The organism is Pseudomonas capsici, assembly GCF_017165765.1.
Taxonomy (GTDB): Bacteria; Pseudomonadota; Gammaproteobacteria; order Pseudomonadales; family Pseudomonadaceae; genus Aquipseudomonas; species Aquipseudomonas capsici.
Map to the genome: position 1 here is coordinate 11,738 of NZ_JAFGZD010000032.1, position 23,113 is coordinate 34,850.

The 23,113-nt window shown below is 58.5% G+C and carries 19 protein-coding genes; 12 read left to right on the forward strand and 7 right to left on the reverse strand.

What is annotated here, in order from left to right; genetic code table 11:
* Positions 1-96: 96 nt before the first annotated feature.
* The 3 genes from JSY17_RS24815 to JSY17_RS24825 all read right to left on the reverse strand — a co-directional run bounded on the left by JSY17_RS24815 (position 97) and on the right by JSY17_RS24825 (position 3,128).
* Complete coding sequence (locus tag JSY17_RS24815) at positions 97-975, reverse strand: DUF1848 domain-containing protein (protein ID WP_232849643.1); 879 nt, start codon at positions 973-975, stop codon at positions 97-99.
* Positions 976-1,021: 46 nt separating this feature from the next.
* Positions 1,022-1,825 (reverse strand): hypothetical protein, encoded by an 804-nt coding sequence (locus JSY17_RS24820; RefSeq protein ID WP_206403282.1) that lies wholly within the window; start codon positions 1,823-1,825, stop codon positions 1,022-1,024.
* Between the two features lie 412 nt (positions 1,826-2,237).
* A complete protein-coding gene (locus JSY17_RS24825; protein WP_206403284.1) occupies positions 2,238-3,128 on the reverse strand; it encodes a LysR family transcriptional regulator in 891 nt (296 codons plus the stop codon).
* A 189-nt stretch (positions 3,129-3,317) separates the two neighbouring features.
* Between JSY17_RS24825 and speB the strand changes: the two genes are divergently transcribed.
* The 6 genes from speB to JSY17_RS24855 all read left to right on the forward strand — a co-directional run bounded on the left by speB (position 3,318) and on the right by JSY17_RS24855 (position 10,433).
* Positions 3,318-4,277, forward strand: a complete 960-nt coding sequence (speB, locus tag JSY17_RS24830; RefSeq protein ID WP_117185291.1) for an agmatinase — start codon at positions 3,318-3,320, stop codon at positions 4,275-4,277.
* Between the two features lie 165 nt (positions 4,278-4,442).
* On the forward strand, positions 4,443-5,303 hold the full coding sequence (locus JSY17_RS24835; RefSeq protein WP_206403285.1) for a sugar phosphate isomerase/epimerase family protein: 861 nt from the start codon (positions 4,443-4,445) through the stop codon (positions 5,301-5,303).
* Positions 5,300-6,337 (forward strand): isopenicillin N synthase family dioxygenase, encoded by a 1,038-nt coding sequence (locus JSY17_RS24840; protein ID WP_122370669.1) that lies wholly within the window; start codon positions 5,300-5,302, stop codon positions 6,335-6,337. Before JSY17_RS24835 ends, JSY17_RS24840 begins: the two co-directional genes overlap by 4 nt.
* Positions 6,338-6,369: 32 nt before the next feature.
* Entirely contained in the window at positions 6,370-7,167 is a 798-nt protein-coding gene (locus tag JSY17_RS24845; protein ID WP_206403286.1) for a transporter substrate-binding domain-containing protein, read from the forward strand.
* Between the two features lie 144 nt (positions 7,168-7,311).
* Complete coding sequence (locus JSY17_RS24850; RefSeq protein ID WP_206403287.1) at positions 7,312-8,829, forward strand: amino acid ABC transporter permease/ATP-binding protein; 1,518 nt, start codon at positions 7,312-7,314, stop codon at positions 8,827-8,829.
* Positions 8,826-10,433, forward strand: a complete 1,608-nt coding sequence (locus JSY17_RS24855; RefSeq protein ID WP_206403288.1) for a 5-guanidino-2-oxopentanoate decarboxylase — start codon at positions 8,826-8,828, stop codon at positions 10,431-10,433. Before JSY17_RS24850 ends, JSY17_RS24855 begins: the two co-directional genes overlap by 4 nt.
* A gap of 178 nt (positions 10,434-10,611) precedes the next feature.
* Here JSY17_RS24855 and JSY17_RS24860 read toward each other — a convergent pair whose 3' ends face one another.
* Positions 10,612-11,859: a ribonucleotide-diphosphate reductase subunit beta gene (locus JSY17_RS24860; RefSeq protein ID WP_117166150.1), complete on the reverse strand. Its 1,248-nt coding sequence runs from the start codon at positions 11,857-11,859 to the stop codon at positions 10,612-10,614.
* A gap of 184 nt (positions 11,860-12,043) precedes the next feature.
* Positions 12,044-14,956 carry a ribonucleoside-diphosphate reductase subunit alpha gene (locus JSY17_RS24865; protein ID WP_117181071.1) on the reverse strand — a complete coding sequence of 971 codons (2,913 nt, stop codon included), beginning with the start codon at positions 14,954-14,956 and terminating at the stop codon, positions 12,044-12,046.
* Between the two features lie 681 nt (positions 14,957-15,637).
* Here JSY17_RS24865 and JSY17_RS24870 point away from each other — a divergent pair.
* From JSY17_RS24870 to fhuF, 3 genes are read left to right on the forward strand one after another with little or no spacing between them, the layout of a single operon-like run.
* Positions 15,638-16,375 carry a response regulator gene (locus tag JSY17_RS24870; protein ID WP_206403293.1) on the forward strand — a complete coding sequence of 246 codons (738 nt, stop codon included), beginning with the start codon at positions 15,638-15,640 and terminating at the stop codon, positions 16,373-16,375.
* A gap of 3 nt (positions 16,376-16,378) precedes the next feature.
* On the forward strand, positions 16,379-17,989 hold the full coding sequence (locus JSY17_RS24875; protein ID WP_117181073.1) for an ATP-binding protein: 1,611 nt from the start codon (positions 16,379-16,381) through the stop codon (positions 17,987-17,989).
* Positions 17,947-18,672, forward strand: coding sequence for a siderophore-iron reductase FhuF (fhuF, locus tag JSY17_RS24880; RefSeq protein WP_117181074.1), 726 nt, complete (start codon positions 17,947-17,949; stop codon positions 18,670-18,672). The genes JSY17_RS24875 and fhuF overlap by 43 nt, the downstream gene beginning before the upstream one ends.
* Position 18,673: 1 nt before the next feature.
* Here the strand turns inward: fhuF and JSY17_RS24885 are convergent, their stop codons facing one another.
* Positions 18,674-19,399 (reverse strand): 4'-phosphopantetheinyl transferase family protein, encoded by a 726-nt coding sequence (locus JSY17_RS24885; RefSeq protein WP_205417921.1) that lies wholly within the window; start codon positions 19,397-19,399, stop codon positions 18,674-18,676.
* Positions 19,400-19,525: 126 nt separating this feature from the next.
* A complete protein-coding gene (locus JSY17_RS24890; RefSeq protein ID WP_122370671.1) occupies positions 19,526-20,314 on the reverse strand; it encodes a dienelactone hydrolase family protein in 789 nt (262 codons plus the stop codon).
* A gap of 176 nt (positions 20,315-20,490) precedes the next feature.
* Between JSY17_RS24890 and JSY17_RS24895 the strand changes: the two genes are divergently transcribed.
* Genes JSY17_RS24895 through JSY17_RS24905 form a run of 3 tightly spaced genes read left to right on the forward strand, consistent with a single transcriptional unit; the run spans position 20,491 to position 22,869 of the window.
* Positions 20,491-20,841, forward strand: a complete 351-nt coding sequence (locus tag JSY17_RS24895) for a hypothetical protein (protein WP_117185130.1) — start codon at positions 20,491-20,493, stop codon at positions 20,839-20,841.
* A 10-nt stretch (positions 20,842-20,851) separates the two neighbouring features.
* The gene (locus tag JSY17_RS24900) at positions 20,852-21,529 is read left to right on the forward strand and encodes a response regulator (RefSeq protein WP_117166158.1); all 678 of its coding nucleotides are present in this window, start codon (positions 20,852-20,854) and stop codon (positions 21,527-21,529) included.
* A complete protein-coding gene (locus JSY17_RS24905; RefSeq protein WP_117181078.1) occupies positions 21,526-22,869 on the forward strand; it encodes an ATP-binding protein in 1,344 nt (447 codons plus the stop codon). The genes JSY17_RS24900 and JSY17_RS24905 overlap by 4 nt, the downstream gene beginning before the upstream one ends.
* Positions 22,870-23,113: the final 244 nt, after the last annotated feature.

The window sequence follows — 23,113 nt, forward strand, 5'->3', positions numbered from 1 at the left end:
AGAGAATGGGTTTATTCTCTGTGGAAAAGCCAGTGAATATGCCCTGGCTTTCTTAATAGTTAGAAACGGTTAAGGAGATAAGGAAGAGAAACCTTGTTAAAATAATGATCCTTGAGGAGGGGAGGGGGATATTAAGTTAGGATCAATACCTTCTACTCCGCCAATTAAAAAAGGGCTTAAAGGATCATGGGAACGTTTGTTTGAAATCACACGTTCCTGGTTGAATGTTGCATAGCAATAAGAACAGCCGTGTAGGCAGGTATTGTACACTCCGATGTCGATGCTTTTTATACAGCCACATGCTTCTCGCTGCCCCTTATCTTTTTCGCCACTTAATGATAGGCCAAACGACTGCTGTATAAGGTTTTCATCGATACATTTTCCGTGCTCAATGCTATTTATATCAACTTCTTCCGCACAGCTGAATATTTCCATGTCATATCCTGAAGCAATTTTTGACATGAAATTAGACAGTTCATACAGTTTTTCTCTCTCTAGCGTGATGTCTGAATAAATCAAGCCATCAATATCGCGCAAGTTTTTTTCTGTCTTTTTGTAAAAGTCAGAAAAACTAATTACTACCCTTCGTGTACTGCCTGCAAGAAGTTCTGCAATTTTCTTGAATAATCGCTTGTGCTCCTCGAGAGTAATTAGGTTTGAGAGTAAAATTGGATCATATCTCCAAACTACACGATGAGAGCCTACCAATTCGCTCAGGTTTCTGAATGTATTGATAGCTTTTTGGGGGCTTGGTACTGATCGCTCAATAGAGCGCGGATACCCAGTTATCGTGTATTGAAAATAGTAATTAAACTCCTGGCTATCCAGTTCGGGTAAATAGGGGAGCAAGTTTGTTGGGTTGCGCGTCCAGAATACAATTGCTTCTATATCCTGTGGTAGCATTGAAATTCGGCGTATTTGATTATAATTAAATGGGTTTCGCGTGAGTAAAAAGCCAGCCCGCACACGATTCATAAACCATTCAGAGTAGAAGGCAGGAATGTCTGTTCTGCGACTTGCACTAATTATCACACTTGACCCCCCAAAAAGCAGTAGACCGCATATTCAATTTAGGTCCTACTTTTTTAACAATTTCTTCAGGATAGCAGAAACCTGCCCAATCAGTATTAAAAACTTTTGAGTATTCTATATTAGCAGCTCTAAACACAGTGCGAGCTTTTTCTTCTACTTCTGCTTGTGAACGATCATTTACTACAATGACACCTCCATTCCACATTAGTGCTCTTAGTTTTTGGCCTAGTTTTTCAAGATTTACATTGTTAAGCTCTGAGATCAGATATGAGCATACTATTATATCAAATTCCTTGCCTTTAACTCTGTCTAAACCATCTATCACATCTTCGTGTAGAGTTTTGATACTGACTTCAAAATCGTCACTAGCGGCATTAATCACATGTGTCGCAATTTTATCCCACAATGGCTCAATGTCAATTCTAGTGATGTACACTTTATGTTTGTAGTTCTCATCAACTTTAGAGCTAAGAAAATCCAGGGCTGCATAAATATCACTTCCAGGCCCTCCGCCAATGGAGAGGATGCGGATATGATTGTAATCTAAAATTTTTTCGATTACATCCGAAGGGATGCTCTTAAAACCAGCTCTATTTTCAGCTGTATGTACTGGCAAATATCGTATAACATATAGTTTACGTTTTTCAACACAGCTGTAGTTTATCTCATTTTCGTCAAAATACTGTTTATGAAGACACTCTACACAATTTTTTGAATTAGGTGTCCGCTCGGAACAGTTAGACCATTTACTTTCGTCAAGCTTACTGAATAAATTGGCTATAATATCATCCATAAAACCTCTAGCTCCTTTTAGCAACCTGCTAGGTTTAGCCTGTATAACGTGATGATGTCTCATTGCCATGTGTTGAGTCAAGTTAGGATGAGTTGTAAATGGTTTGATTGTTAAGTGTGGTTGGCCTAAAAGATTCCGTTGCTCTGTATTTTTATACTAAGGAACCTATATCTTTGCTTCGCAAGCCGATGGTTCAACTCGCGTGGTGGGGGATGTCAAGCCGCGTCGAAAGGTAACGGTAGGCGCTAGCTTGAAAGTTCGCCGTATGGATTTATAGGTTCTGATGTCCTCACAAAAAACGGGATGCTTATAGCTTCTGCACTTCATACAGATAGGCAAATGTCATCTGGCGCTGTCGCGGGTCAAGCCCCCTCCCACGGGAACTCGTTTTGGCTTCGCCCCCCGATTGTTCCTACTCTTCAAAACACCCCTTCAACCGATCCCGAAAACTCTTGATCAGCGGCTCCTTAGATCTCCCTCGCCTCAGCGCCAGTGAAAACGGTGCCTGATACCCGAACGTTGTCGGCAGCAACACCTTCAGCCGTTTCTGATCCACCCAGAACTGTGCGTAATGCTCCGGCAAGTACCCGATATATGCCCCGGACAGTACGAGTATCAGTTGCGCTTCCATCGATTCCACAGTTGCTGCGCTGTGTTTGAAGCCGTGGCGGGCGAGTTCGGCCTGGCTCCAGTAGCCGCGTCCTACCATGCGTTGCTGGGTGATGACTTCGGCGGGGATGCGGCGCTGGTCGAAGAGTTCGTGGCGGTCGCTGCAGTACAGCCAGTGTTGTTCGCGGTACAGCCCCTGGTACACGAGGCCGTTCATGCGGATGGAGAAGGCGCCGATGGCGAGGTCGATGCGGTTTTCCTGCAGGCCCAGTTGCAGTTGCGCGGGGCTGAGTACCGAGAGGTGCAGGTGTACGGCGGGGTGTTCTTTGCTGTAGGCACCGATGACGTCGGCCAGTGGCAGGGCCGGGTCGCTGACCGTGGTGTCGAGCACGCCGAGGTTGAGGGTGCCGCGCAGTTCGCCCTTGAGGGCGGCGCTGTAGCGCTCGAAGCCTTCGAGTTCGGCCAGCAGGCGCAGGGTTTCCTGATGGAAGAGTTCGCCTTTGCTGGTCAGGCTGAACCCGCCTCGGCCTCGGTGGCACAGGACCAGGCCGAGCTGGGTTTCGAGCTGGCTCATGTAGGTGCTGATGGCGGAGGTGGAGAGGTTGAGTTCCTGTTGTGCGGCGGCAAAGCCCTGATGGCGCACCACGCTGGCGAAGATGCGCAGCAGTTTGAGGTCGGGCAGGGCTGAGGACATGGGGGCTCCTGTGGATGGTTGTCGCCAGCAAGCTGCCTCCTGCTGGGGGAGTCGGCTGGTGCATCAGGGCAGTGTATCTGGCGATAGTTTAGAAATCTCTGAAGTAATTATTTGCTGGCAGCGATGTGTCCGTGTGGCGTGGCTGGCCAGAATGGCCTCACTTTCAATGTGAACAAGGTGAGGCCACCCGTGGACAAGACTTTCCACCAGCCCCTGGGAGGCAATGAGATGCCCCGTTTCGGCGGGATCGCCACGATGCTGCGCCTGCCCCATGTGCAGGCCCCTGAAGAGCTTGAGCGTCTGGATGCGGCGTTTGTGGGTATTCCGCTGGATATCGGGACGTCGCTGCGTTCCGGCACCCGTTTCGGGCCGCGGGAGATTCGGGCCGAGTCGGTGATGATTCGTCCTTACAACATGGCCACGGGCGCAGCGCCGTTCGATTCGTTGAATGTGGCGGACATTGGTGATGTGGCGATCAATACCTTCAACCTGCTCGATGCGGTGCGGATCATCGAGGAGGCCTACGACCGGATTCTCGGCTATGGCATCGTCCCGCTGACCCTGGGCGGCGATCACACCCTGACGCTGCCGATTCTGCGCGCCATTCACAAGAAGCACGGCAAGGTCGGGCTGGTGCATGTCGATGCCCATGCCGACGTCAACGATCACATGTTTGGCGAGAAGATCGCCCACGGCACCACGTTCCGCCGCGCTCAGGAAGAGGGCCTGCTGGACAGTGATCGTGTGGTGCAGATCGGCTTGCGGGCGCAGGGTTATACCGCCGAGGATTTCAACTGGAGTCGCAAGCAGGGGTTTCGTGTGGTGCAGGCCGAGGAATGCTGGCATCAGTCGTTGGCCCCACTGATGGCCGAAGTGCGCGAGAAGGTGGGCGGCGGGCCGGTGTATCTGTCGTTCGATATCGACGGCATCGACCCGGCCTGGGCACCCGGCACAGGTACGCCGGAAGTCGGCGGGCTGACCACGATTCAGGCGCTGGAGATCATTCGCGGGTGTCAGGGGCTGGATCTGATCGGTTGCGATCTGGTGGAGGTGTCGCCGCCTTATGACACCACTGGCAATACCTCGTTGCTGGGGGCCAATCTGCTGTACGAAATGCTGTGTGTGTTGCCGGGTGTGGTACGTCGGTAAAGCCCCATGAGGACCATGGATTACTGGGTGGGAGGCAGCTTGCTGGCGACTTCACCTACAGACGCAGCATATCTGCCGGTGTTGATGCCTTTTCGCCAGCAAGCTGCCTCCCACAAGTTTGTGTGCACCTTAGCTGACCAATAGTGACAGACGCTGGAGCAGCCCATGAAGCTGGAAATCTTTCGTACCTTGTGGGGCTATCGCGGCACCTGGCAGCAGGCGCTGGATGAAGCCCGTGCCGCCGGTTTCGATGGCTTCGAGGCGCGTATCCCCGAGCAACAGGCCGAGCGTGCGGCGTTCGCGGCGTTCTTGCGTGAGAATCGGGTGCCGTATATCGCGATTCTGTTCACTTCCACACCGGTACTGCCGTTGCAGTCGGCCACCCCGGCTGAGCATCTGGCGGATTTCAGGCACAAGTTGCAACTGGCCGCCGAGCTGGAACCACGCTTTGTCAATGTGCTGGCCGGTAATGACCGCTGGCCGCTGGCGCAGCAGGTGGATTTTTTTGGCGAGGCGCTGGAGATCGCGGCGCGCAGCGGTTTGCTGTGCAGTTTCGAAACGCACCGGGCGCGTTCGTTGTTCAATCCGTGGCTGACCCTGCAACTGATCGAGCAAGTGCCGGACCTGCGTTTCACCAGCGACATCAGCCATTGGGTGGTTACCTGCGAGCGGCTGCTGGACGACCCGGCCGACGATTTGAGTGCCTTTGTCGAGCGCGTGCATCACATTCAGGCGCGGGTCGGTTACGACCAGGGTCCACAGGTGCCGCATCCGGCGGCTCCGGAATACTCGGCGGCGCTGGCGTTTCATCAGCAGCATTGGGAGGCCATCTGGCGTTCGCAGCAGGCCCGTGGTTTTACCGGCACCACCCTGACGCCCGAGTTCGGTCCCGATGGTTATCTGCATCATCTGCCTTTCACCGATGTGCCGGTGGCCGATCTGTGGGGCCTCAATGCCTGGATGGGCCGCACCGAGCGCGAGCACTTCAATACTTTCTCCAACCGTCCAGAGAGCCAGCAGCCATGAGTGAACGTTCTGCTTTCACCCGGATTCCCGTGGTCGATATTCACGGCCTGTTCAGCGAGCGCCTGGAGGACCGTCAGGCCGTGGCCCAGGCCCTCGGCGATGCAGCCCGGCATGTCGGGTTTCTCTATATCACCGGTCATGGCATCGCCCCCGAGCTGGTCGACAATCTGCACCGCGCCGCCGAGCAGTATTTCGCCCAGCCGCTGGACGCCAAGATGCGTCATTACATCGGTACGTCCCAGACCCACAAGGGTTTCGTGCCTGAAGGCGAGGAGGTGTATGGCACCGGCAAGCCGGACCGCAAGGAAGCTTTCGATATCGGTTTCGAGGTGCCCGCCGACCACCCGCTGGTGCTCGCCGGTACGCCGCTGCTGGGTCCCAACGACTGGCCGGGTCTGCCGGGTTTTCAGGCGTCGGTGCAGGCGTACTACAAAGCCGTTTTCGCGTTAGGGCATCAGTTGTTTCGCGGCTTTGCCCTGGCCCTTGGGCTGGATGAGCATGCCTTTGATGAGATGGCCTGTTTCCCGCCCTCGAAGCTGCGCCTGATCCATTACCCCTACGATGGTGAAGCGCAGGACGCTCCCGGCATCGGCGCGCACACCGATTACGAGTGCTTCACCATTCTCAAGGCCGATCAGCCGGGCCTGGAGGTGATGAACGAGCAGGGCGAGTGGATCGATGCACCACCCTTGGGCGATGCCTTTGTGGTGAACATCGGCGACATGCTGGAAGTGATGACCGCCGGTGCTTTTGTCGCCACCGCACACCGGGTGCGCAAGGTCAGGCAGGAGCGCTATTCGTTCCCGCTGTTCTATGCCTGCGACTACCACACCCTTATCAAACCGTTGCCGCAGTTTGCTGCAACTGAACAGAGTTATGAGCCCATCGCCATTGGCGAGCACATGTGGGCCCAGGCCTTGCAGACGTATCAATACCTTCGCCAGCGCGTGGCCAGCGGGCAGATTGCCTTGCCGGAACGCGCCAGAAAGCCTTCAAGCTTCGGGCACCTGAAAAATCAGAGCGTGACTTTGTGATCTGCCTTTTCCCTCAACCTGGAATGACAACTATGCAAAACACCACGCTTTCGCGCCTTGCCACTTCTCTGCTTGGCCTGTCCCTGTTGTTCGCAGGCAGCGTTCATGCAGCACCGACTGCCACGCCCGGCACGCTCAAGGTCGGTATGGAAATTTCCTATCCGCCGTTCGAGTCCTATGACGGCGACAAGGTTGTGGGTTTCGACCCGGAAGTGTCTGCCGCGCTGGCAAAGCAGATCGGTAGCCTGAAGGTCGAGTTCGTCGACACGCGCTTTCCGAACCTGATCCTGGGCCTGAATGCCAACCGCTTCGACACCATCATTTCGGGCATGTACATCACTGAGGAACGCACCAAACAGGCGGAAGCCATCCCCTACGCAAAGGTCGGCGCAGCGATCATGGTGCGCAGCGACAGCGCCGCCAAACCGCAGCAGCCTGAGGATTTGTGCGGCCTGAAAGTCGGTCTGCAGCAAGGCACCAACTGGATCAACCAGCTCAAGGCGGTGTCCAGCGACTATTGCGCGAAGCAGAACAAGGGCGAAATCCTGATCAGCGAATTCCCCACCACGGCTGAAGCGTCACAGGCGCTGATGTCCGGCAACATCCAGGCCCACCTGGAAATCTCTGCCGCTGCGCAGATGATCATCGACAAGGCCCGTGGCCGCATCGTCATCAGTTCGCAGCAGTCGCTGTATGCCCAGACCCTGGGCGTCTACGTGAAGAAGGGCAACACCGAACTGCTGGAGAAACTGCGCACGGCGGTTGAAGCCTACAAACAGAGCGACGAGTACAGCCAGTTGCTCAAGAAGTACAACCTGGACCCGGCGTAACACGCCATTTCTACCGGGCCAGACGACATCGATATGTTGATTTCACTGGCCCCTGTGGGAGGCCGTTTGCTGGCGATTTCAGCGGCAGTCGCCAGCAAGCTGCCTCCTGCTCCCTTTGTATTCATCTGATTCACCGAGGTCATCATGGCATTCGATTGGGCCTATTTCTTCTCGCTGTTTTCTGTCTCCGCCTTCTGGAAAGCCTGCCTGACCGTGGTTCAGTTGAGCACCTTGTCCTGGGGCATCGGGCTGGTGCTGGGCTTTGTGCTGGCCAGTGCCAAACTGTCCGGCCATGCCTGGCTGCGCATGCCGGCGAGTCTGTATATCTGGCTGTTTCGCAGCATTCCGCTGTTGGTGCTGCTGGTGTTTGTCTACAACCTGCCGCAGTTGTTTCCTGCGACCGGCAGCGTGCTTTCACAACCTTTCTATTCCGGTCTTATCGCCCTGGTACTGACCGAAACCGCCTACATGGCCGAGATTCATCGTGGCGGCTTGCTGTCGGTGCTCAAGGGGCAGCGGGAGGCCGCCAAGGCACTGGGTATTCGCGGCCTGGGCGCACAGCGGCTGGTGATCATTCCCCAGGCCATTCGCATTTCCTTGCCGACGCTGACCAACGAATACGTGACCATCGTCAAGCTCACTTCACTGGTGTCGGTGATTTCCCTGAGCGAGTTGCTGCTGGTTGGCCAGCGTCTGTATGCGCAGAACTTTCTGGTGCTGGAAACCCTGGCGGCTGTGGCCATTTATTACGTGTTGATCGTCACGCTGTTCGGCTGGCTGCTGCAGTGGGCCGAGCGTCATCTGGACCTGTCACGCAAGAACGCCCAGACCCTCGATGCCGCCCAGGCCCAGGCCTTGCGCCAACCGACGGCTGTCGGCAAGAAACGTAACGAGCCGACGCCAGGACAACCCGATGCCTTGTTGCTGCGCGGCATCCACAAACGCTATGGCAATCACGAAGTTCTCAAGGGCATCGACCTGGTGGTCAAGCCCGGTGAGGTGATCTCCATCATCGGCCCTTCCGGCTCGGGCAAGACGTCGCTGATCCGCACCATCAACAGCCTGGAAAGCATTGATCGTGGCGAGATCGTGCTGTTCGGCAATGACTTCATCAAGGCCGGCAAGCGTGACGATGCTCCGGCCATTCGCCAGGGTATCCGGCGCATTGGTATGGTGTTCCAGAACTTCAACCTGTTTCCGCATCGCACGATTCTCGACAACGTCATCCTTGCGCCGCGCTATCACGGCCTGGCCGGTGCTGACGAACTGCGTCGCAAGGGGCATGCGCTGCTGGATCGGGTCGGGCTGCTGGCACATGCCGACAAGTACCCGCATCAGTTGTCCGGCGGTCAGCAACAGCGGGTGGCAATTGCCCGTGCTCTGGCCATGGAGCCGGACATCATGCTGTTCGACGAACCCACTTCGGCGCTGGACCCGGAACTGGTGGGTGAAGTGCTCAATGTGATTCGTGATCTGGCCGGGGAGGGCATGACCATGTTGATCGTGACCCATGAAATGGATTTTGCGCTGTCGATCTCCGACCGCATCGTGTTTATGGAAAACGGCCATGTGGTGACCGACGCTTCGCCTGGATCGATCCGCAACGAGGGTGATCCCCGGGTGCGCCGCTTCATTGGTCTGGAACAGGAGGTCATGGCATGAGCACCTGCGGCGAATTCCTCGTCAGGCAATTGCAGGCCTGGGGTGTCGATACGGTGTTCGGCATTCCTGGCGTGCATACCATCGAACTGTATCGTGGCCTGCCGGATAGCGGCATCCGCCATGTCACACCGCGTCATGAGCAGGGCGCGGGTTTCATGGCGGACGGCTATGCGCGGGTCAGCGGCAAGCCCGGCGTATGCTTCATCATCACCGGGCCGGGGATGACCAATATTCTCACCGCCATGGGCCAGGCCTACGCTGACTCGATTCCGATGCTGGTGATTTCCAGCGTCAACGAGCGCGCGCGGCTGGGGCAGGGCAACGGGTATCTGCATGAGCTGCCGAACCAGCGCGCGATGGTCGCCGGGGTCAGTGCTTTCAGCCATACCCTGATGAGCGTTGATGAACTGCCTACGGTGCTGCTGCGTGCCTTTGTGGTGTTCGACAGCCAGCGTCCGAGACCGGTACATATCGAGTTGCCGTTGGACATCATCACTGCGCCTGCCGACCACCTGGCGCTTTTGCCTCGTCAGGTCATCGCGCGCCCGTCGCCGGATCTGTCGGTCATTCAGGCGGCTGCAGAGCGCCTGCGCGCTGCCCGGCATCCGCTCTTGCTGCTGGGCGGCGGTTGCGTCGCGGCCATGGACGAGGCTCGTGAGCTGGCAGCACGTCTCGATGCGCCCACGGCCTTGACCATCAATGCCAAAGGCCTGCTGCCGGGCGATCATCCTTTATTGCTGGGCAGCAATCAGTCGCTGGTGCCGGTGCGGCAACTGGCGCTGGAGGCCGATGTGGTGCTGGCGATTGGTACTGAACTGGGGGAGACCGATTACGACGTGGTGTTCGATGGCAATTTCCGGATTGGGGGTGAGTTGATCCGGATCGATATCGACGCCGAACAATTGACTCGCAACCATGTACCGAGCCTGGCCATCCTCAGCGATGCCTGTCAGGCGATGCGCGCCTTGCTGGCCGAGTTGCCAGCCCGTGCGGCAAGCCCTGACAGTCCGGGAGCGAAACGTGCGGCTGCGGTGCGCGAACAATTGAGCGAAGGTTTCAGCGGCTGGGCGCATTACCGGCGGCTGTTCGAGTGTGTGCTGGAGGTGTTGCCCGAGGCACGTTTTGTCGGGGATTCGACCCAGACGGTGTACAGCGGCAATCATCTGGTGGAACTGGACGGCCCGCGCCGCTGGTTCAACGCCTCCACCGGTTATGGCACGTTGGGCTACGGCTTGCCTGCGGCTCTGGGTGCAAAACTGGCAGAGCCTGAACGAACTGTCATCAGTCTGATGGGCGACGGCGGCATTCAGTTCACGCTGCCGGAACTGGCCAGCGCCGTGGAAGCGCGCATCGCGATCATCGTATTGCTGTGGAACAACCAGGGGTATGGCGAGATCAAGCGCTATATGGAGCGCCGGGACATCATGCCTCTGGGGGTGGATATCTACACGCCGGACTTCCTCGCCATTGCCCGCGGCTTCGGCTGCGCCGCAGAGCGCGCCCGCGACCACGCACATCTGCAAACGCTTTTACGCGAAGCCCCGAATGACCGCCCGCTGATCATTGAAATCAACGAAGCGCCACCGTTTGCGCCACCCTCGTAAGCGAATTCATTTGAAGTCGCCAGCAAGCTGCCTCCCACGGTCTTCTGACGGACTTGCAACACTTAATGCAGACAGAGCCAATTCATTCGCGAAGAGGCCGGCTTGCTGGAGGTTTTTCAGTCGAAAAAAAAGGGCTGCCATGTGGCAGCCCTTTTTGGATTTCAGCTGTGCAAGCCAATCAATCCCAGCTCAACGCACCGCCAGTCTGATACTCGATAACCCGAGTCTCGAAGAAGTTTTTCTCTTTCTTCAAGTCCATGATTTCGCTCATCCATGGGAACGGGTTGTTGGTGCCCGGGTATTCTTCTTTCAGGCCGATCTGCGACAGGCGACGGTTGGCGATGAATTTGAGGTAGTCCTCCATCATCGCTGCGTTCATGCCCAGTACGCCACGAGGCATGGTGTCGCGGGCGTATTCGATTTCCAGCTGGGTGCCTTGCAGGATCATCTGCGTGGCTTCTTCCTTCATCTCGGCATCCCACAGGTGCGGGTTTTCGATCTTGATCTGGTTGATCACGTCGATACCGAAGTTCAGGTGCATGGACTCGTCGCGCAGGATGTACTGGAACTGCTCGGCGACGCCGGTCATCTTGTTGCGGCGGCCCATGGACAGGATCTGGGTGAAGCCGCAATAGAAGAAGATGCCTTCCAGAACGCAGTAGTAGGCGATCAGGTTGCGCAGCAGTTCCTTGTCGGTTTCGACGGTGCCGGTCTCGAACTTCGGATCGGAGATCGAGCGGGTGTATTTCAGGCCCCAGGCTGCCTTTTTGGCGACCGATGGAATCTCGTGGTACATGTTGAAGATCTCGCCTTCATCCATGGCCAGCGATTCGATGCAGTACTGGTAGGCGTGGGTGTGGATCGCTTCCTCGAAGGCCTGGCGCAGGATGTACTGGCGGCATTCGGGGTTGGTGATCAGGCGGTACACGGCCAGCACGAGGTTGTTGGCAACCAGCGAGTCGGCGGTGGAGAAGAAGCCCAGGTTGCGCATCACGATGCGGCGCTCGTCGTCGGTCAGGCCTTCCGGGTTTTTCCAGAGGGCGATGTCGGCGGTCATGTTGACTTCTTGCGGCATCCAGTGGTTTGCGCAGCCGTCCAGGTACTTCTGCCAGGCCCAGTCATATTTGAAAGGCACGAGCTGGTTGAGGTCGGCGCGGCAGTTGATCATGCGCTTTTCATCGACAGCGACACGGGCCGAAGCACCTTCCAGCTCAGCCAGACCTTCGGCAACGTCCAGAGCGTCCAGCGCTTTCTTCGCGCGGATCAGTGCCGCGGAATCGCTGGCGGTAATGGCGCGAGCTTCCAGAGCGGCAGCACCACCGGCGCTGTCCAGACGGTCCATTGTGGCTTCCTGAACCTGTGCAGCCTGGTTGGGTTTGGCGGCTACTTCGCCTTCGTCTTTGTCGAATTCGTCCCAGCTCAGCATGGTGTACATCTCCTGCGTGAGAGGCAGTCTCGTGGACTGGCCTGTTGGATCTATGAGGTGTGTTGCTTGCGTATCGTTTGCTGCACGCAAAAAACATGAAAGTGTGGGCTCGTTGGCCCTTTCGCGAATGAATTCGCTCCTACAGCCTGTGTAGGAGCGAATTATTCGCGAAGACCGGATTGCCTTACTGGCAAGCCTCGCAATCCGGCTCGTCAATGGCGCAGGCTTTTGGCACTGGTGCCGGGCCGGCCGGTGCTGCTTCGGCTGGACGTGGCGCGGTGATCGCGGAGTCGTCCGGGCCGTGGCCGCCGCTCGATACGGCGTTGAGCTTGCCGGTGTTGATGGTCGACTTCTCGGTGCTGGTCGCGGCCAGGGCACGGAGGTAGTAGGTGGTTTTCAGACCACGGTACCAGGCCATGCGGTAGGTCACGTCCAGTTTCTTGCCCGAAGCGCCAGCGATGTACAGGTTCAGGGACTGAGCCTGATCGATCCACTTCTGACGGCGGCTGGCGGCGTCGACGATCCACTTGGTTTCCACTTCGAACGCGGTGGCGTAAAGCTCCTTGAGCTCCTGCGGAATGCGCTCGATCTGCTGTACGGAACCGTCGTAGTACTTCAGGTCGTTGATCATGACCGAGTCCCACAGGTCGCGAGCCTTGAGGTCGCGAACCAGGTACGGGTTGATCACGGTGAATTCGCCCGACAGGTTCGATTTCACGTACAGGTTCTGATAGGTCGGTTCGATCGACTGCGATACGCCGGTGATGTTGGCGATGGTCGCGGTCGGTGCGATGGCCATGATGTTCGAGTTACGGATACCTTTCTGCACACGGGCACGTACCGGTGCCCAGTCCAGGGTTTCCTTCAGGTCGACATCGATGTACTTCTGGCCACGGGCTTCGATCAGGATCTGTTGCGAATCCAGCGGCAGGATGCCTTTGGACCACAGCGAGCCCTGGAACGTCTCGTAGGCGCCGCGCTCGTCGGCCAGATCACAGGAAGCCTGGATGGCGTAGTAGCTGACCGCTTCCATGGAAGTGTCGGCGAACTCGACGGCTGCTTGCGAACCGTACGGGATGTGCTGCAGGTACAGTGCGTCCTGGAAGCCCATGATGCCCAGGCCGACCGGACGGTGGCGCAGGTTGGAGTTCTTGGCTTGCGGGACCGAGTAGTAGTTGATGTCGATCACGTTGTCGAGCATGCGCACGGCGACGTCGACGGTGCGCTTGAGCTTGTCGGTGTCCAGTTTGCCGTTGACGATGTGGTTCGGCAGGTTGATCGAGCCCAGGTTGCAGACCGCGATCTCGTCCTTGTTGGTGTTCAGGGTGATCTCGGTGCACAGGTTCGAGCTGTGGACCACGCCCACGTGCTGCTGCGGGCTGCGCAGGTTGCACGGGTCCTTGAAGGTCAGCCATGGGTGGCCGGTCTCGAACAGCATCGAGAGCATCTTGCGCCACAGATCCTTGGCCTGGATGGTCTTGAACAGTTTGATCTTGCCCGGGTATTCGGTCAGGGCTTCGTAGTACTCGTAGCGCTCTTCGAAGGCCTTGCCGGTCAGGTCGTGCAGGTCCGGCACTTCCGATGGCGAGAACAGGGTCCACTTGCCGTCGTCGAAGACGCGCTTCATGAACAGGTCGGGGATCCAGTTGGCGGTGTTCATGTCGTGGGTACGACGACGGTCGTCACCGGTGTTCTTGCGCAGCTCGATGAACTCTTCAATGTCCATGTGCCAGGTTTCCAGGTAGGCACAGACAGCGCCCTTGCGCTTGCCGCCCTGGTTGACCGCAACGGCGGTGTCGTTGACCACTTTCAGGAAAGGCACGACGCCCTGGGACTTGCCGTTGGTGCCCTTGATGTAGGAGCCCAGCGCACGAACCGGCGTCCAGTCGTTGCCCAGGCCGCCTGCGAATTTGGACAGCATGGCGTTGTCGTGGATCGCGTGGTAGATGCCCGACAGGTCATCCGGCACGGTGGTCAGGTAGCAGCTGGACAGCTGTGGACGCAGGGTACCGGCGTTGAACAGGGTCGGGGTCGACGACATGTAGTCGAAGGACGACAGCAGGTTGTAGAACTCGATGGCGCGATCTTCCTTGGCTTTCTCTTCGATCGCCAGGCCCATGGCCACGCGCATGAAGAAGATCTGCGGCAGTTCGAAACGCACGCCATCCTTGTGGATGAAGTAACGGTCGTACAGGGTCTGCAGGCCCAGGTAAGTGAACTGCTGATCGCGCTCGTGGTTGATGGCCTTGCCCAGTTTCACCAGGTCGAAGTCGGCCAGCACAGGGTTGAGCAGTTCGTACTGGATACCGGTGGCGATGTAGGCAGGCAGGGCCTTGGCGTACAGGTCGGCCATTTCGTGGTGAGTGGCGCTGTCGGCGACTTCCAGGAAGCTCAGGGCTTCGGCACGCAGGGTGTCCATCAGCAGGCGGGCGGTGACGAACGAGTAGTTCGGCTCACGCTCGACCAGGGTACGGGCAGTCATCACCAGTGCGGTGTTGACGTCCTTGAGGGCAACGCCGTCGTACAGGTTTTTCAGGGTTTCGGTCTGGATCAGGCTGGAGTCGACTTCAGCCAGGCCTTCGCAGGCTTCGGTGACGATGGTGTTCAGACGACCCATGTCCAGCGGCGTCAGGCTGCCGTCGGCGCGAGTGATGCGGATCGAAGGGTGTGCCTGGACTTCGGTTTCCGGAGCGCGGCCAGCACGTTCCTTGGCGCGGGAGTCACGATAGATGACGTAGTCGCGAGCGACTTTCTGCTCGCCGGCACGCATCAGGGCCAGTTCGACCTGATCCTGGATTTCTTCGATGTGGATGGTGCCGCCCGACGGCATGCGACGCTTGAAGGTCGCGGTGACCTGCTCGGTCAGACGTGCAACGGTGTCGTGGATACGCGACGAGGCGGCAGCGTTGCCGCCCTCAACTGCGAGAAACGCTTTGGTGATAGCGACGGTGATCTTGTCATCGGTGTACGCAACGACAGTGCCGTTACGCTTGATCACGCGCAACTGACCAGGCGCGGTCGCAGCCAGGTCCTGTTGGCCCTGGCTCGATTGCGGCGCGTTGGTCGGCGAGTTCTCGCGAGTTGTGTCTGTGTGCATGGGTGTCTCCACGTTCTTTAAGTTTGTTGGGGCAGCAAGGCCACCCACCGATCCGTCTTGAGGCATTCAGTCGCCAAAGGGGGCGACTGCAAGGGACTTCAAAACGGAGCTGGGAGTGTCTGATCGGCACTCCCGGGCTTTGAAGTCGAAAGGGGAACGGCTCAATGGCTCCGCTCCCTTTGAAATCTGATGAAGATTGCTCGTTTGATGTTGCAATACGTGTACCGGATGGCCAGATACTGGCACCGTCGGTTGGGCTGTGAACACGTCTTAAAGTTCAACCCTGCAGGCTCAAGAAAAATGCTTGAATTTCTCGATTGAGTCGTGTTGGGGTTTCTCTACAAAACCCTACATGTAGGGTGTCGCTTCGGATCGGGCTACAAGATAATGCGTTTGGGATATCAATTGCAACGTACAGCCTGTGGATAAGCTTGTGCGTAGTTTGTGTATGAATCGCCCATATTGCGTGTAGGCCGCATAACTACTGAGTCGGACCGTTTGTCATCGTTTTTTACATTGAGGTGCGACCCGAAGCGGATTTTTGCGGGCGCGAACCCTATCACAAAAAACGTATCATGCAAGGCCGCCTTGGCATGTCGTGTGCTTGTCTGCGCGCTTGCTACAATCGCTCGCACCGACGCGATGGAAACCGCCTTGCATAACAACAATCAGGAGGCCGCTGTGGAGCAAGAAAACTGGCAGGTGCTGATCGTCGAAGACGACCAGCGACTGGCCGAGCTGACCTGTGATTATCTGCAGAGCAACGGCCTGAGTGTCACCATCGAGGGCAATGGTGCTCTGGCGGCAGCGCGCATCATCGACGAGCAGCCTGATCTGGTGATCCTCGACCTGATGCTTCCCGGCGAAGACGGCCTGAGCATCTGTCGCAAGGTGCGTGATCGTTATGACGGGCCGATCCTGATGCTCACCGCACGTACCGACGACTCCGACCAGATCCAGGGCCTGGACACCGGTGCTGACGACTTCGTCTGCAAGCCGGTTCATCCCAGGGTGTTGCTGGCGCGTATCCATGCCTTGCTGCGACGCAGTGAAGCACCGCAAGTGCCAGCCGCCGAATTGCGCCGTCTGGTGTTCGGCCCGCTGGTGGTGGACAACGCTTTGCGCGAGGCCTGGCTTCGGGACCAGAGCATCGAGTTGACCGGTGCCGAGTTCGATCTGCTGTGGCTGCTGGTGGCCAATGCCGGGCGCACGCTGTCGCGGGAGGAGATCTTCACGGCCTTGCGCGGCATCGGCTATGACGGTCAGGACCGTTCCATCGATGTGCGCATCTCGCGCATCCGCCCGCGCATTGGCGACGATCCGATTCATCCGCGTCTGATCAAGACAGTGCGCAGCAAGGGCTATCTGTTCGTGCCCGAAGCGGCGCAGGACATGAACAGCTTTGTCTTTAGCGGCTGACCCATGAATTCCATTTTCCTGCGCATCTATGGCGGCATGCTGGGCGTGCTGATACTGGTGGCGTTGCTGGGTGTGCTGGCGCTGCACCTGCTCAATCAGGAGCGTAGCGGGCAATACCGCGAACGCCTGGCCCACGGCACTTTTACGGTGATGGCCGATAACCTGATCCCCTTGAACGACATCGAGCGCCGCCGTGCGCTGGCGGTATGGGAGCGTTTGTTGGGCATTCCTCTGAGCCTGCAGAGCGTCGAACAGGCGAATCTGGACAGCAGCGCCCGCAGCCGTCTGCAGCGCGGGCAGGTGGTGGTCGAGCAGATCGGCCCGCATGCGGCCAGGGTCTATCGTCAGCTCAGTGATAACGAACATCTGTTGCTGACCGGCGAGGTGCAGCAGATCACCGAGCAACTGGCGCGGGCGACCATCTATTTATTGATCGACGAACTGGTGCGCCTGCCGGTCGATGAACAACCGGCCCGGTTGCAGGCCTTGCAGGTGAGCAAAGGCTTCGGCTTCGACCTGAAACTGCTTGCCCTGGATCAGGCCGATCTGGACGACGATCAGCGGCGGCGGGTCTATGAAGGCGATACGGTCATGGCGCTGGGCAAGGGCGGCGATTCCATCCGTGTACTGTCCGGGATCGTCGACACCAACTGGGTACTGGAAATCGGCCCGCTGTACCAGATGAACCCTTATCCGCCGCAACTGCTGGTGCTGATTGCGTTGTTGGGGCTGTGCTTTATCGGCGTGGTGGTTTACCTGCTGGTGCGGCCTCTTGAACGACGGGTCCAGGCGCTGGAGGCTGCTGCGAGCCTGATCGCCAAAGGCAGTCTGCAAACCCGGGTGCCGGCCGAGGGCTCCGATTCCATCGGGCGTCTGGCGACCGCGTTCAACAGCATGGCCGAGCACTTGCAGCGCTCGCTGATGATCCAGCGGGAACTGGTGCGTGCGGTGTCCCATGAACTGCGCACTCCGGTATCGCGCCTGCGTTTCGGCCTGGAGATGATCCGCGACGCCACCACTCCGGAGGCGCGCAACAAGTACATGAACGGCATGGACAACGATATTCAGGATCTCGACAAGCTGGTGGACGAGATGCTGACCTATGCGCGACTGGAGCAGGGTGCGCCGACTCTGAATTTCCAGCGTATCGATCTGGATCTGCTGATCAATCAGGTGATCGCCGAACTGGCACCTCTGCGCGCCAATGTCCGGGTGGGGCGCGGGGAATGCGTGATTCTCGGAGAGGGCGAATCGGCATGGGTCGATGCCGAGCCGCGCTACTTGCACCGTGCCGTGCAGAATCTGGTGAGCAACGCCATGCGCCATGCCGAATCCCAGGTCAGCATCAGCTATCGACTGGAACCGGGGTGCTGCCGTCTCGATGTCGAAGACGATGGCCCCGGTGTGCCGGAAAGTGCCTGGGAGCAGATCTTCACGCCTTTCATGCGACTGGATGACAGCCGCACCCGGGCTTCCGGCGGGCACGGGTTGGGGTTGTCCATTGTGCGGCGAATCATCAACTGGCACGAAGGCCGGGCCTCCATTGACCGTAGCCCCGGCCTGGGCGGTGCCTGTTTCACCCTGGTCTGGCCGCGCACTCAGGAACCGCGATGAGTGCATTGTTTGCAGGCCCGCTGCAGCGGTTCGGGCAGACACTGCTGGCGGCGGATCATCCCGGGCCGGTCAGGACATTGCCGGACCTGCTGCAGAGAAAATCCCTGGATGCGCTGCTGAGCGGGCTTTACGGGCCGCAGCTGATGGCCGATCACTTGCCGGTGCTGGTGTCGCAGTGGGCCAAGTATTACTTCATGCAGGTGATTGCGCCGCCGGTGGTGGCCAGCCTGGTTTACCGCTGGCACTGGCCCTTGCATCTTGATCAGGTGGCGTTGGCGCTGGATGAACGGGGCGTGCCGACGGGATTGAAATTGTTGGGCGAGGGCGCTGTGTATCAGGTGTTGCCGGTCGATCCTTTCGAGCGTTTCGCCGGTCTGCTGGACGATAACCTGCAACCCTTCATTGATGCACTGAGCACGTATGGCGGCCTTTCCAGCAGCGTGTTGTGGTGCAGCGCCGGCGATTATCTGGAGCGTTGTCTGGTGCAACTGGGTGAATGCAGCGAAGTGTCGCTGGAGGCCGGGCAGGCTTTGCTGGCTGTGCGATTGCGCCCGGACGGCAGGCGCAATCCGCTATTTCGGGCGGTGACTCATGTCGGACAGCGTCGTCGACGCCGTACCTGCTGCCTGAGTTATCAGGTGGAGTGGGTCGGGCGCTGTGAGCATTGCCCGTTGCCGGGCTGATTCAGGCCGGGATACTTACCAGACTCAACAAGTGCTCATCGTTCAGGCTGAACTGGCCTTCCAGCTCCTTGCCGCTGTGCCATTCACTGGACAGGTCCATCAACAGGCGCAGACGCACGCTGCCGTCCTGCGACCATTCCAGCAGTTGCGCGTCTTCAAAATAGAAGCGCTTTTGCACGATGGGGTAGAGCGCCTTGAACAACGCTTCCTTGATCGAGAAGGTCAGAGTGACACGTAGCGCGATGTCTTCTTCCGGCCCTGCGGCCATGGCGGCCAGTTCATCGGCAGTGAGGATTTCCCCGGCCAGTCGTGTGGCGCGCTCGGTACTCAACAGGTTTTCGGTATCCAGCCCCAGTCCGCGCCATTGCTGTCTTTGCGCAACGATGGCGGCGGCCCAGCCGGTGCTGTGGGTGATGGAGCCGCTGATATCGCCGGGCCAGATCGGCGCACGATCTTCGCCGATGGTGGGCACGTACAGACGTTCGTCGAGCTGGCGCAGGGCTTCGCGGGCACAGAGCCGACCGGCGAGGAACTCTGCCTGACGCTTGGCGACCGAGCGCTGGATGCTGGCAGGTGGTGCGATAGCGCAGCGCTGAAAATCACCTTCGGCCAGTTTTTGCGGATCGAAATGACTGCTGACCAATACCGCCCCCGGCACCGCCTGTGGCAGTGGCCAGTGTCGGGTGGGTTCGGAGCAGCAGGTGGGGTGTGTCGAGGGGCGAGTCATGTGCGGCATTGTTCCGGATGTTCAAGCTGGGCCTGGAAATGCAGGATGTGCAGGAGGCGGCTTGCTGGCGATGGTGCGTGATCTGATGTACAGGCCACGTCGCCAGCAAGCTGTCTCCCACAGGGATCAACCAAATATTTTCTTGAAGAACGCCTGCATGTCTGCCCAGGAACTCTGGTCGGCAGCCTTGTCGTAACCGATGTCCGGGCCGCCATGGTCGCCGTGGCTCAGGCGGTCGGCGTCGGGGTTGGTGAAGCCGTGTTTCGCGCCGTCGATGCTGACGAATTTGTAGTCGGCCTTGGCGTCGTCCATTTCCTTCTTGAAGGCAGCAACGTTTTCGGGCGTGACCATGCTGTCCTTGGCACCATGCTCGACCAGCATCGGAACCTTGATGCCCGGTTTTGCCGGGGTGTTGGTGACCAGCGCGCCATGGAAGCTCACCACGCCCGCCAGCGGTTCGCCGCGACGTGCCGCATCGAGCACGATCTTGCCGCCGAAGCAGTAGCCGATGGCAGCGATCTTGGCGGGGTTGGTCTGCGGCTGTTTCTTCAATTGTTCAAGGCCTGCATCGAAACGCTTGTTGGCAGCGTCGCTGTCCTTGAGTGCAGCCTGCATGAACGCCATGGCATCCTTGGGGTGTTCGGTGTTCTTGCCTTCGCCGTACATGTCGATGGCCATGGCGCTGTAACCCAGAGCTGCCAGATCACGGGCGCGACGCTTGGCGTAGTCGTTCAGCCCCCACCATTCGTGAACCACCAGAACGCCGGGGCGCTGGCCCTTGATTGCGTCGTCGTAGGCGTAGTAACCCACCAGTCTGGTGCCGTCGGCACTCTGGTAGTCGATCTGTTCGGTCTTGACCGCTGCCTGGGTCAGGCCGGTCAGGCTCATCATGATCAACGCAATCCACACACGCATGTTCAGTTCCTTCTAGCAGGGGGAGGGAATTAAAGGGCACAGCTTAGACGATTCGGTCTTTTTATCCTGCATTTGTGTTCAGCGCAGGTTCAGAGCGCGTTCAGTAACAGTTCAGGCCCCGGGGGCTACTGTGAAATCGTACTTTGACAGCGTCCCCGAGCGCAAAAGGAGTCCGTATGTTGAACCTCAACAAGTTGTTCCTGGCGTTGGCTTTTCTGGGTGGCAGTGCTGCGGCACAGGCCGGTGACGGTCGACTGGAGCCGGCGCGTATCGAGTTCGGCAAGACCAGTGAACGACTCGACGATGCCAACGGCTGGAGTCATGGCATGGGGCAGCAGGAGTCTCTGGGCGGTGCAACGGGGGCGCTTTATTCGCCGGCTATTTATGGCAGTCTCTCGGGCACCTACAATGGCGTATCTGTCAGCCGGCAAGTCCTGCTGGGCGGATATGATGTCACACAGCGTTTGCCCTTGAGCGCCAGGCTGTCGAGTACCGATTCGGCGATGTCGTTTCATTATCTGTCTTAGGGGGAGCTACATGAAGTTGTTGGTGGTCGAGGATGAAGCACTGCTGCGCCATCACTTGTGGACCCGCCTGACCGAAGCCGGTCATGTGGTGGAAGCCGTGGCCAATGCCGAAGAGGCGCTGTATCAGGTCGGCCAGTTCAATCACGATCTGGCCGTGATCGATCTCGGCTTGCCGGGCATTGGCGGCCTGGATCTCATTCGCCAGTTGCGTGCCCAGGGCAAGGCGTTTCCGATCCTGATCCTCACCGCCCGCGGCAACTGGCAGGACAAGGTCGAAGGCCTGGCCGCCGGTGCGGACGATTATGTGGTCAAGCCGTTTCAGTTCGAGGAACTGGAAGCGCGACTCAACGCCCTGCTGCGGCGTTCCAGCGGTTTCATTCAGTCGACCATCACTGCCGGCCCGTTGCTGCTGGACCTCAACCGCAAGCAGGCCGCGCTGGCCGAGCAGCCATTGTCGCTGACGGCCTATGAATATCGGATTCTCGAATACCTGATGCTTCATCATCAGCAGGTGGTGCCCAAGGAGCGCCTGATGGAGCAGTTGTATCCCGACGACGATGAGCGCGATCCGAATGTGATCGAAGTGCTGGTCGGTCGCCTGCGGCGCAAGCTGGAAGGTGCCGTGGCGTTCAAACCTATCGATACGGTGCGTGGCATGGGGTATCTGTTCACCGAGCGCTGTACATGATTCGTTCGCTGCGCCTGCGTCTGATGCTGGCCGCCGCAACCCTGGCGGTGATTTTCATGTTGCTGATGCTGCCCGCCTTGCAGGGCGCATTCAGTCTGGCATTGCGCGGCGCAATCGAGCAGCGTCTGGCGGCGGATGTAACCACCATGATCTCGGCGGCACGTGTCGAAGACGGACGCCTGCTGATGCCATCGCTGCTGCCCAGCGAGCAGTTCAATCTGCCCGGCAGTCGCTTGCTGGGCTACATCTATAACCTTCAGGGACAACTGGTCTGGCGTTCGCTGGGCACTGAAGGTGAAAACATCAAATACCGCCCGCACTATGACGGGCAGGGCAGTCTGTTTTCCAAGATCAAGGAAGCCAACGGCGACGAGTATTTCGTCTATGACGCCGAGATCCGTCTGTTGGGCGGTCGCAATGCGGCGTTCAGTATCGTGGCCGTGCAACCTTTGCGCGATTATCAGGAAACCATTGCCGATCTGCGGAAAAAACTTTACCTGGGCTTCGGCGGTGCCTTGCTGGTGTTGCTGGGGCTTTTGTGGCTGGGGCTGACCTGGGGCCTGCGTGCGCTCAAGGGCCTGAGTCAGGAACTGGATCAGGTGGAAGCCGGTGCCCGTGACAGCCTGAGTGAAGAACACCCCAGTGAACTGCTGCGCCTTACCGACTCTTTGAACCGTCTGCTGCGCAGTGAGCGCGAGCAGCGCATTCGCTATCGCGATTCTCTGGACGACCTGGCCCATAGCCTGAAAACGCCGCTGGCAGTGCTGCAGGGTGTCAGCGAGAACATCGCCAAGCGTCCCGAAGACGTGGAGCAGGCGCGGGTCCTGCAATCGCAGATCGAGCGCATGAGTCAGCAGATCGGTTATCAGTTGCAGCGCGCCAGCCTGCGCAAGAGCGGTCTGGTCCGGCATCACGTGATGCTGCGCCCGGTGGTCGAAAGCCTGTGCAACACTCTGGACAAGGTTTACCGCGACAAGCAGGTCAAGGTCACGCTGGACCTGCCCGAGCACTGTCAGGTGCCGATGGAGGAGGGCGCCTTGCTGGAAATGCTCGGCAATCTGCTGGAGAACGCTTACCGGCTCTGTCTCGGGGAAGTCAGAGTCAGTTTTCAGTCATCTGCAACGGGTGACGAATTGTGCGTCGAGGACGACGGCCCCGGCATTCCCCTGCGCCAGCGAGCCCGCATTCTGGAGCGCGGCGAGCGACTGGACCGACAGAATCCGGGGCAGGGCATCGGGCTGGCGGTGGTCAAGGACATCATCGAAAGCTACAGCGCGCGACTGACACTGGGCGATTCGCCGCTGGGCGGTGCGGTGTTCAGGATTCATTTTCTGGCGTGACGGTGCTCCGCCTCCCACTCAGTATTTGAGTAGGCGGATACCCGCCACCCTTTCGGTTTTTTTATTCTCGATCGGCGGAAAACCGCCACCATCATGGCCTTTTCATACTACTGTTTATACAGCGACGCCTTGTAAGTCGGGCTCAGGGAGATTTTTTCCGGGAGTGGCACGCGGCTTGCTACTTGTCGTCGTAGAGAACTGCCCTGCGCAAACTCGACACAACAAATCCCTCCAGTGCAGGAGG

Bases quoted from the DNA above. Each gene is read 5' to 3' on its own strand.
- JSY17_RS24900 (WP_117166158.1), top strand. From the start codon at position 20,852: ATGAAGTTGTTGGTGGTCGAGGATGAAGCACTGCTGCGCCATCACTTG.
- JSY17_RS24825 (WP_206403284.1), bottom strand. From the start codon at position 3,128: ATGTCCTCAGCCCTGCCCGACCTCAAACTGCTGCGCATCTTCGCCAGC.
- JSY17_RS24875 (WP_117181073.1), top strand. From the start codon at position 16,379: ATGAATTCCATTTTCCTGCGCATCTATGGCGGCATGCTGGGCGTGCTG.
- JSY17_RS24815 (WP_232849643.1), bottom strand. From the start codon at position 975: ATGAATCGTGTGCGGGCTGGCTTTTTACTCACGCGAAACCCATTTAAT.
- JSY17_RS24905 (WP_117181078.1), top strand. From the start codon at position 21,526: ATGATTCGTTCGCTGCGCCTGCGTCTGATGCTGGCCGCCGCAACCCTG.
- JSY17_RS24855 (WP_206403288.1), top strand. From the start codon at position 8,826: ATGAGCACCTGCGGCGAATTCCTCGTCAGGCAATTGCAGGCCTGGGGT.
- JSY17_RS24820 (WP_206403282.1), bottom strand. From the start codon at position 1,825: ATGGATGATATTATAGCCAATTTATTCAGTAAGCTTGACGAAAGTAAA.
- JSY17_RS24835 (WP_206403285.1), top strand. From the start codon at position 4,443: ATGAAGCTGGAAATCTTTCGTACCTTGTGGGGCTATCGCGGCACCTGG.
- JSY17_RS24890 (WP_122370671.1), bottom strand. From the start codon at position 20,314: ATGCGTGTGTGGATTGCGTTGATCATGATGAGCCTGACCGGCCTGACC.
- JSY17_RS24845 (WP_206403286.1), top strand. From the start codon at position 6,370: ATGCAAAACACCACGCTTTCGCGCCTTGCCACTTCTCTGCTTGGCCTG.
- JSY17_RS24850 (WP_206403287.1), top strand. From the start codon at position 7,312: ATGGCATTCGATTGGGCCTATTTCTTCTCGCTGTTTTCTGTCTCCGCC.
- JSY17_RS24840 (WP_122370669.1), top strand. From the start codon at position 5,300: ATGAGTGAACGTTCTGCTTTCACCCGGATTCCCGTGGTCGATATTCAC.
- JSY17_RS24860 (WP_117166150.1), bottom strand. From the start codon at position 11,859: ATGCTGAGCTGGGACGAATTCGACAAAGACGAAGGCGAAGTAGCCGCC.
- JSY17_RS24895 (WP_117185130.1), top strand. From the start codon at position 20,491: ATGTTGAACCTCAACAAGTTGTTCCTGGCGTTGGCTTTTCTGGGTGGC.
- JSY17_RS24865 (WP_117181071.1), bottom strand. From the start codon at position 14,956: ATGCACACAGACACAACTCGCGAGAACTCGCCGACCAACGCGCCGCAA.
- JSY17_RS24885 (WP_205417921.1), bottom strand. From the start codon at position 19,399: ATGACTCGCCCCTCGACACACCCCACCTGCTGCTCCGAACCCACCCGA.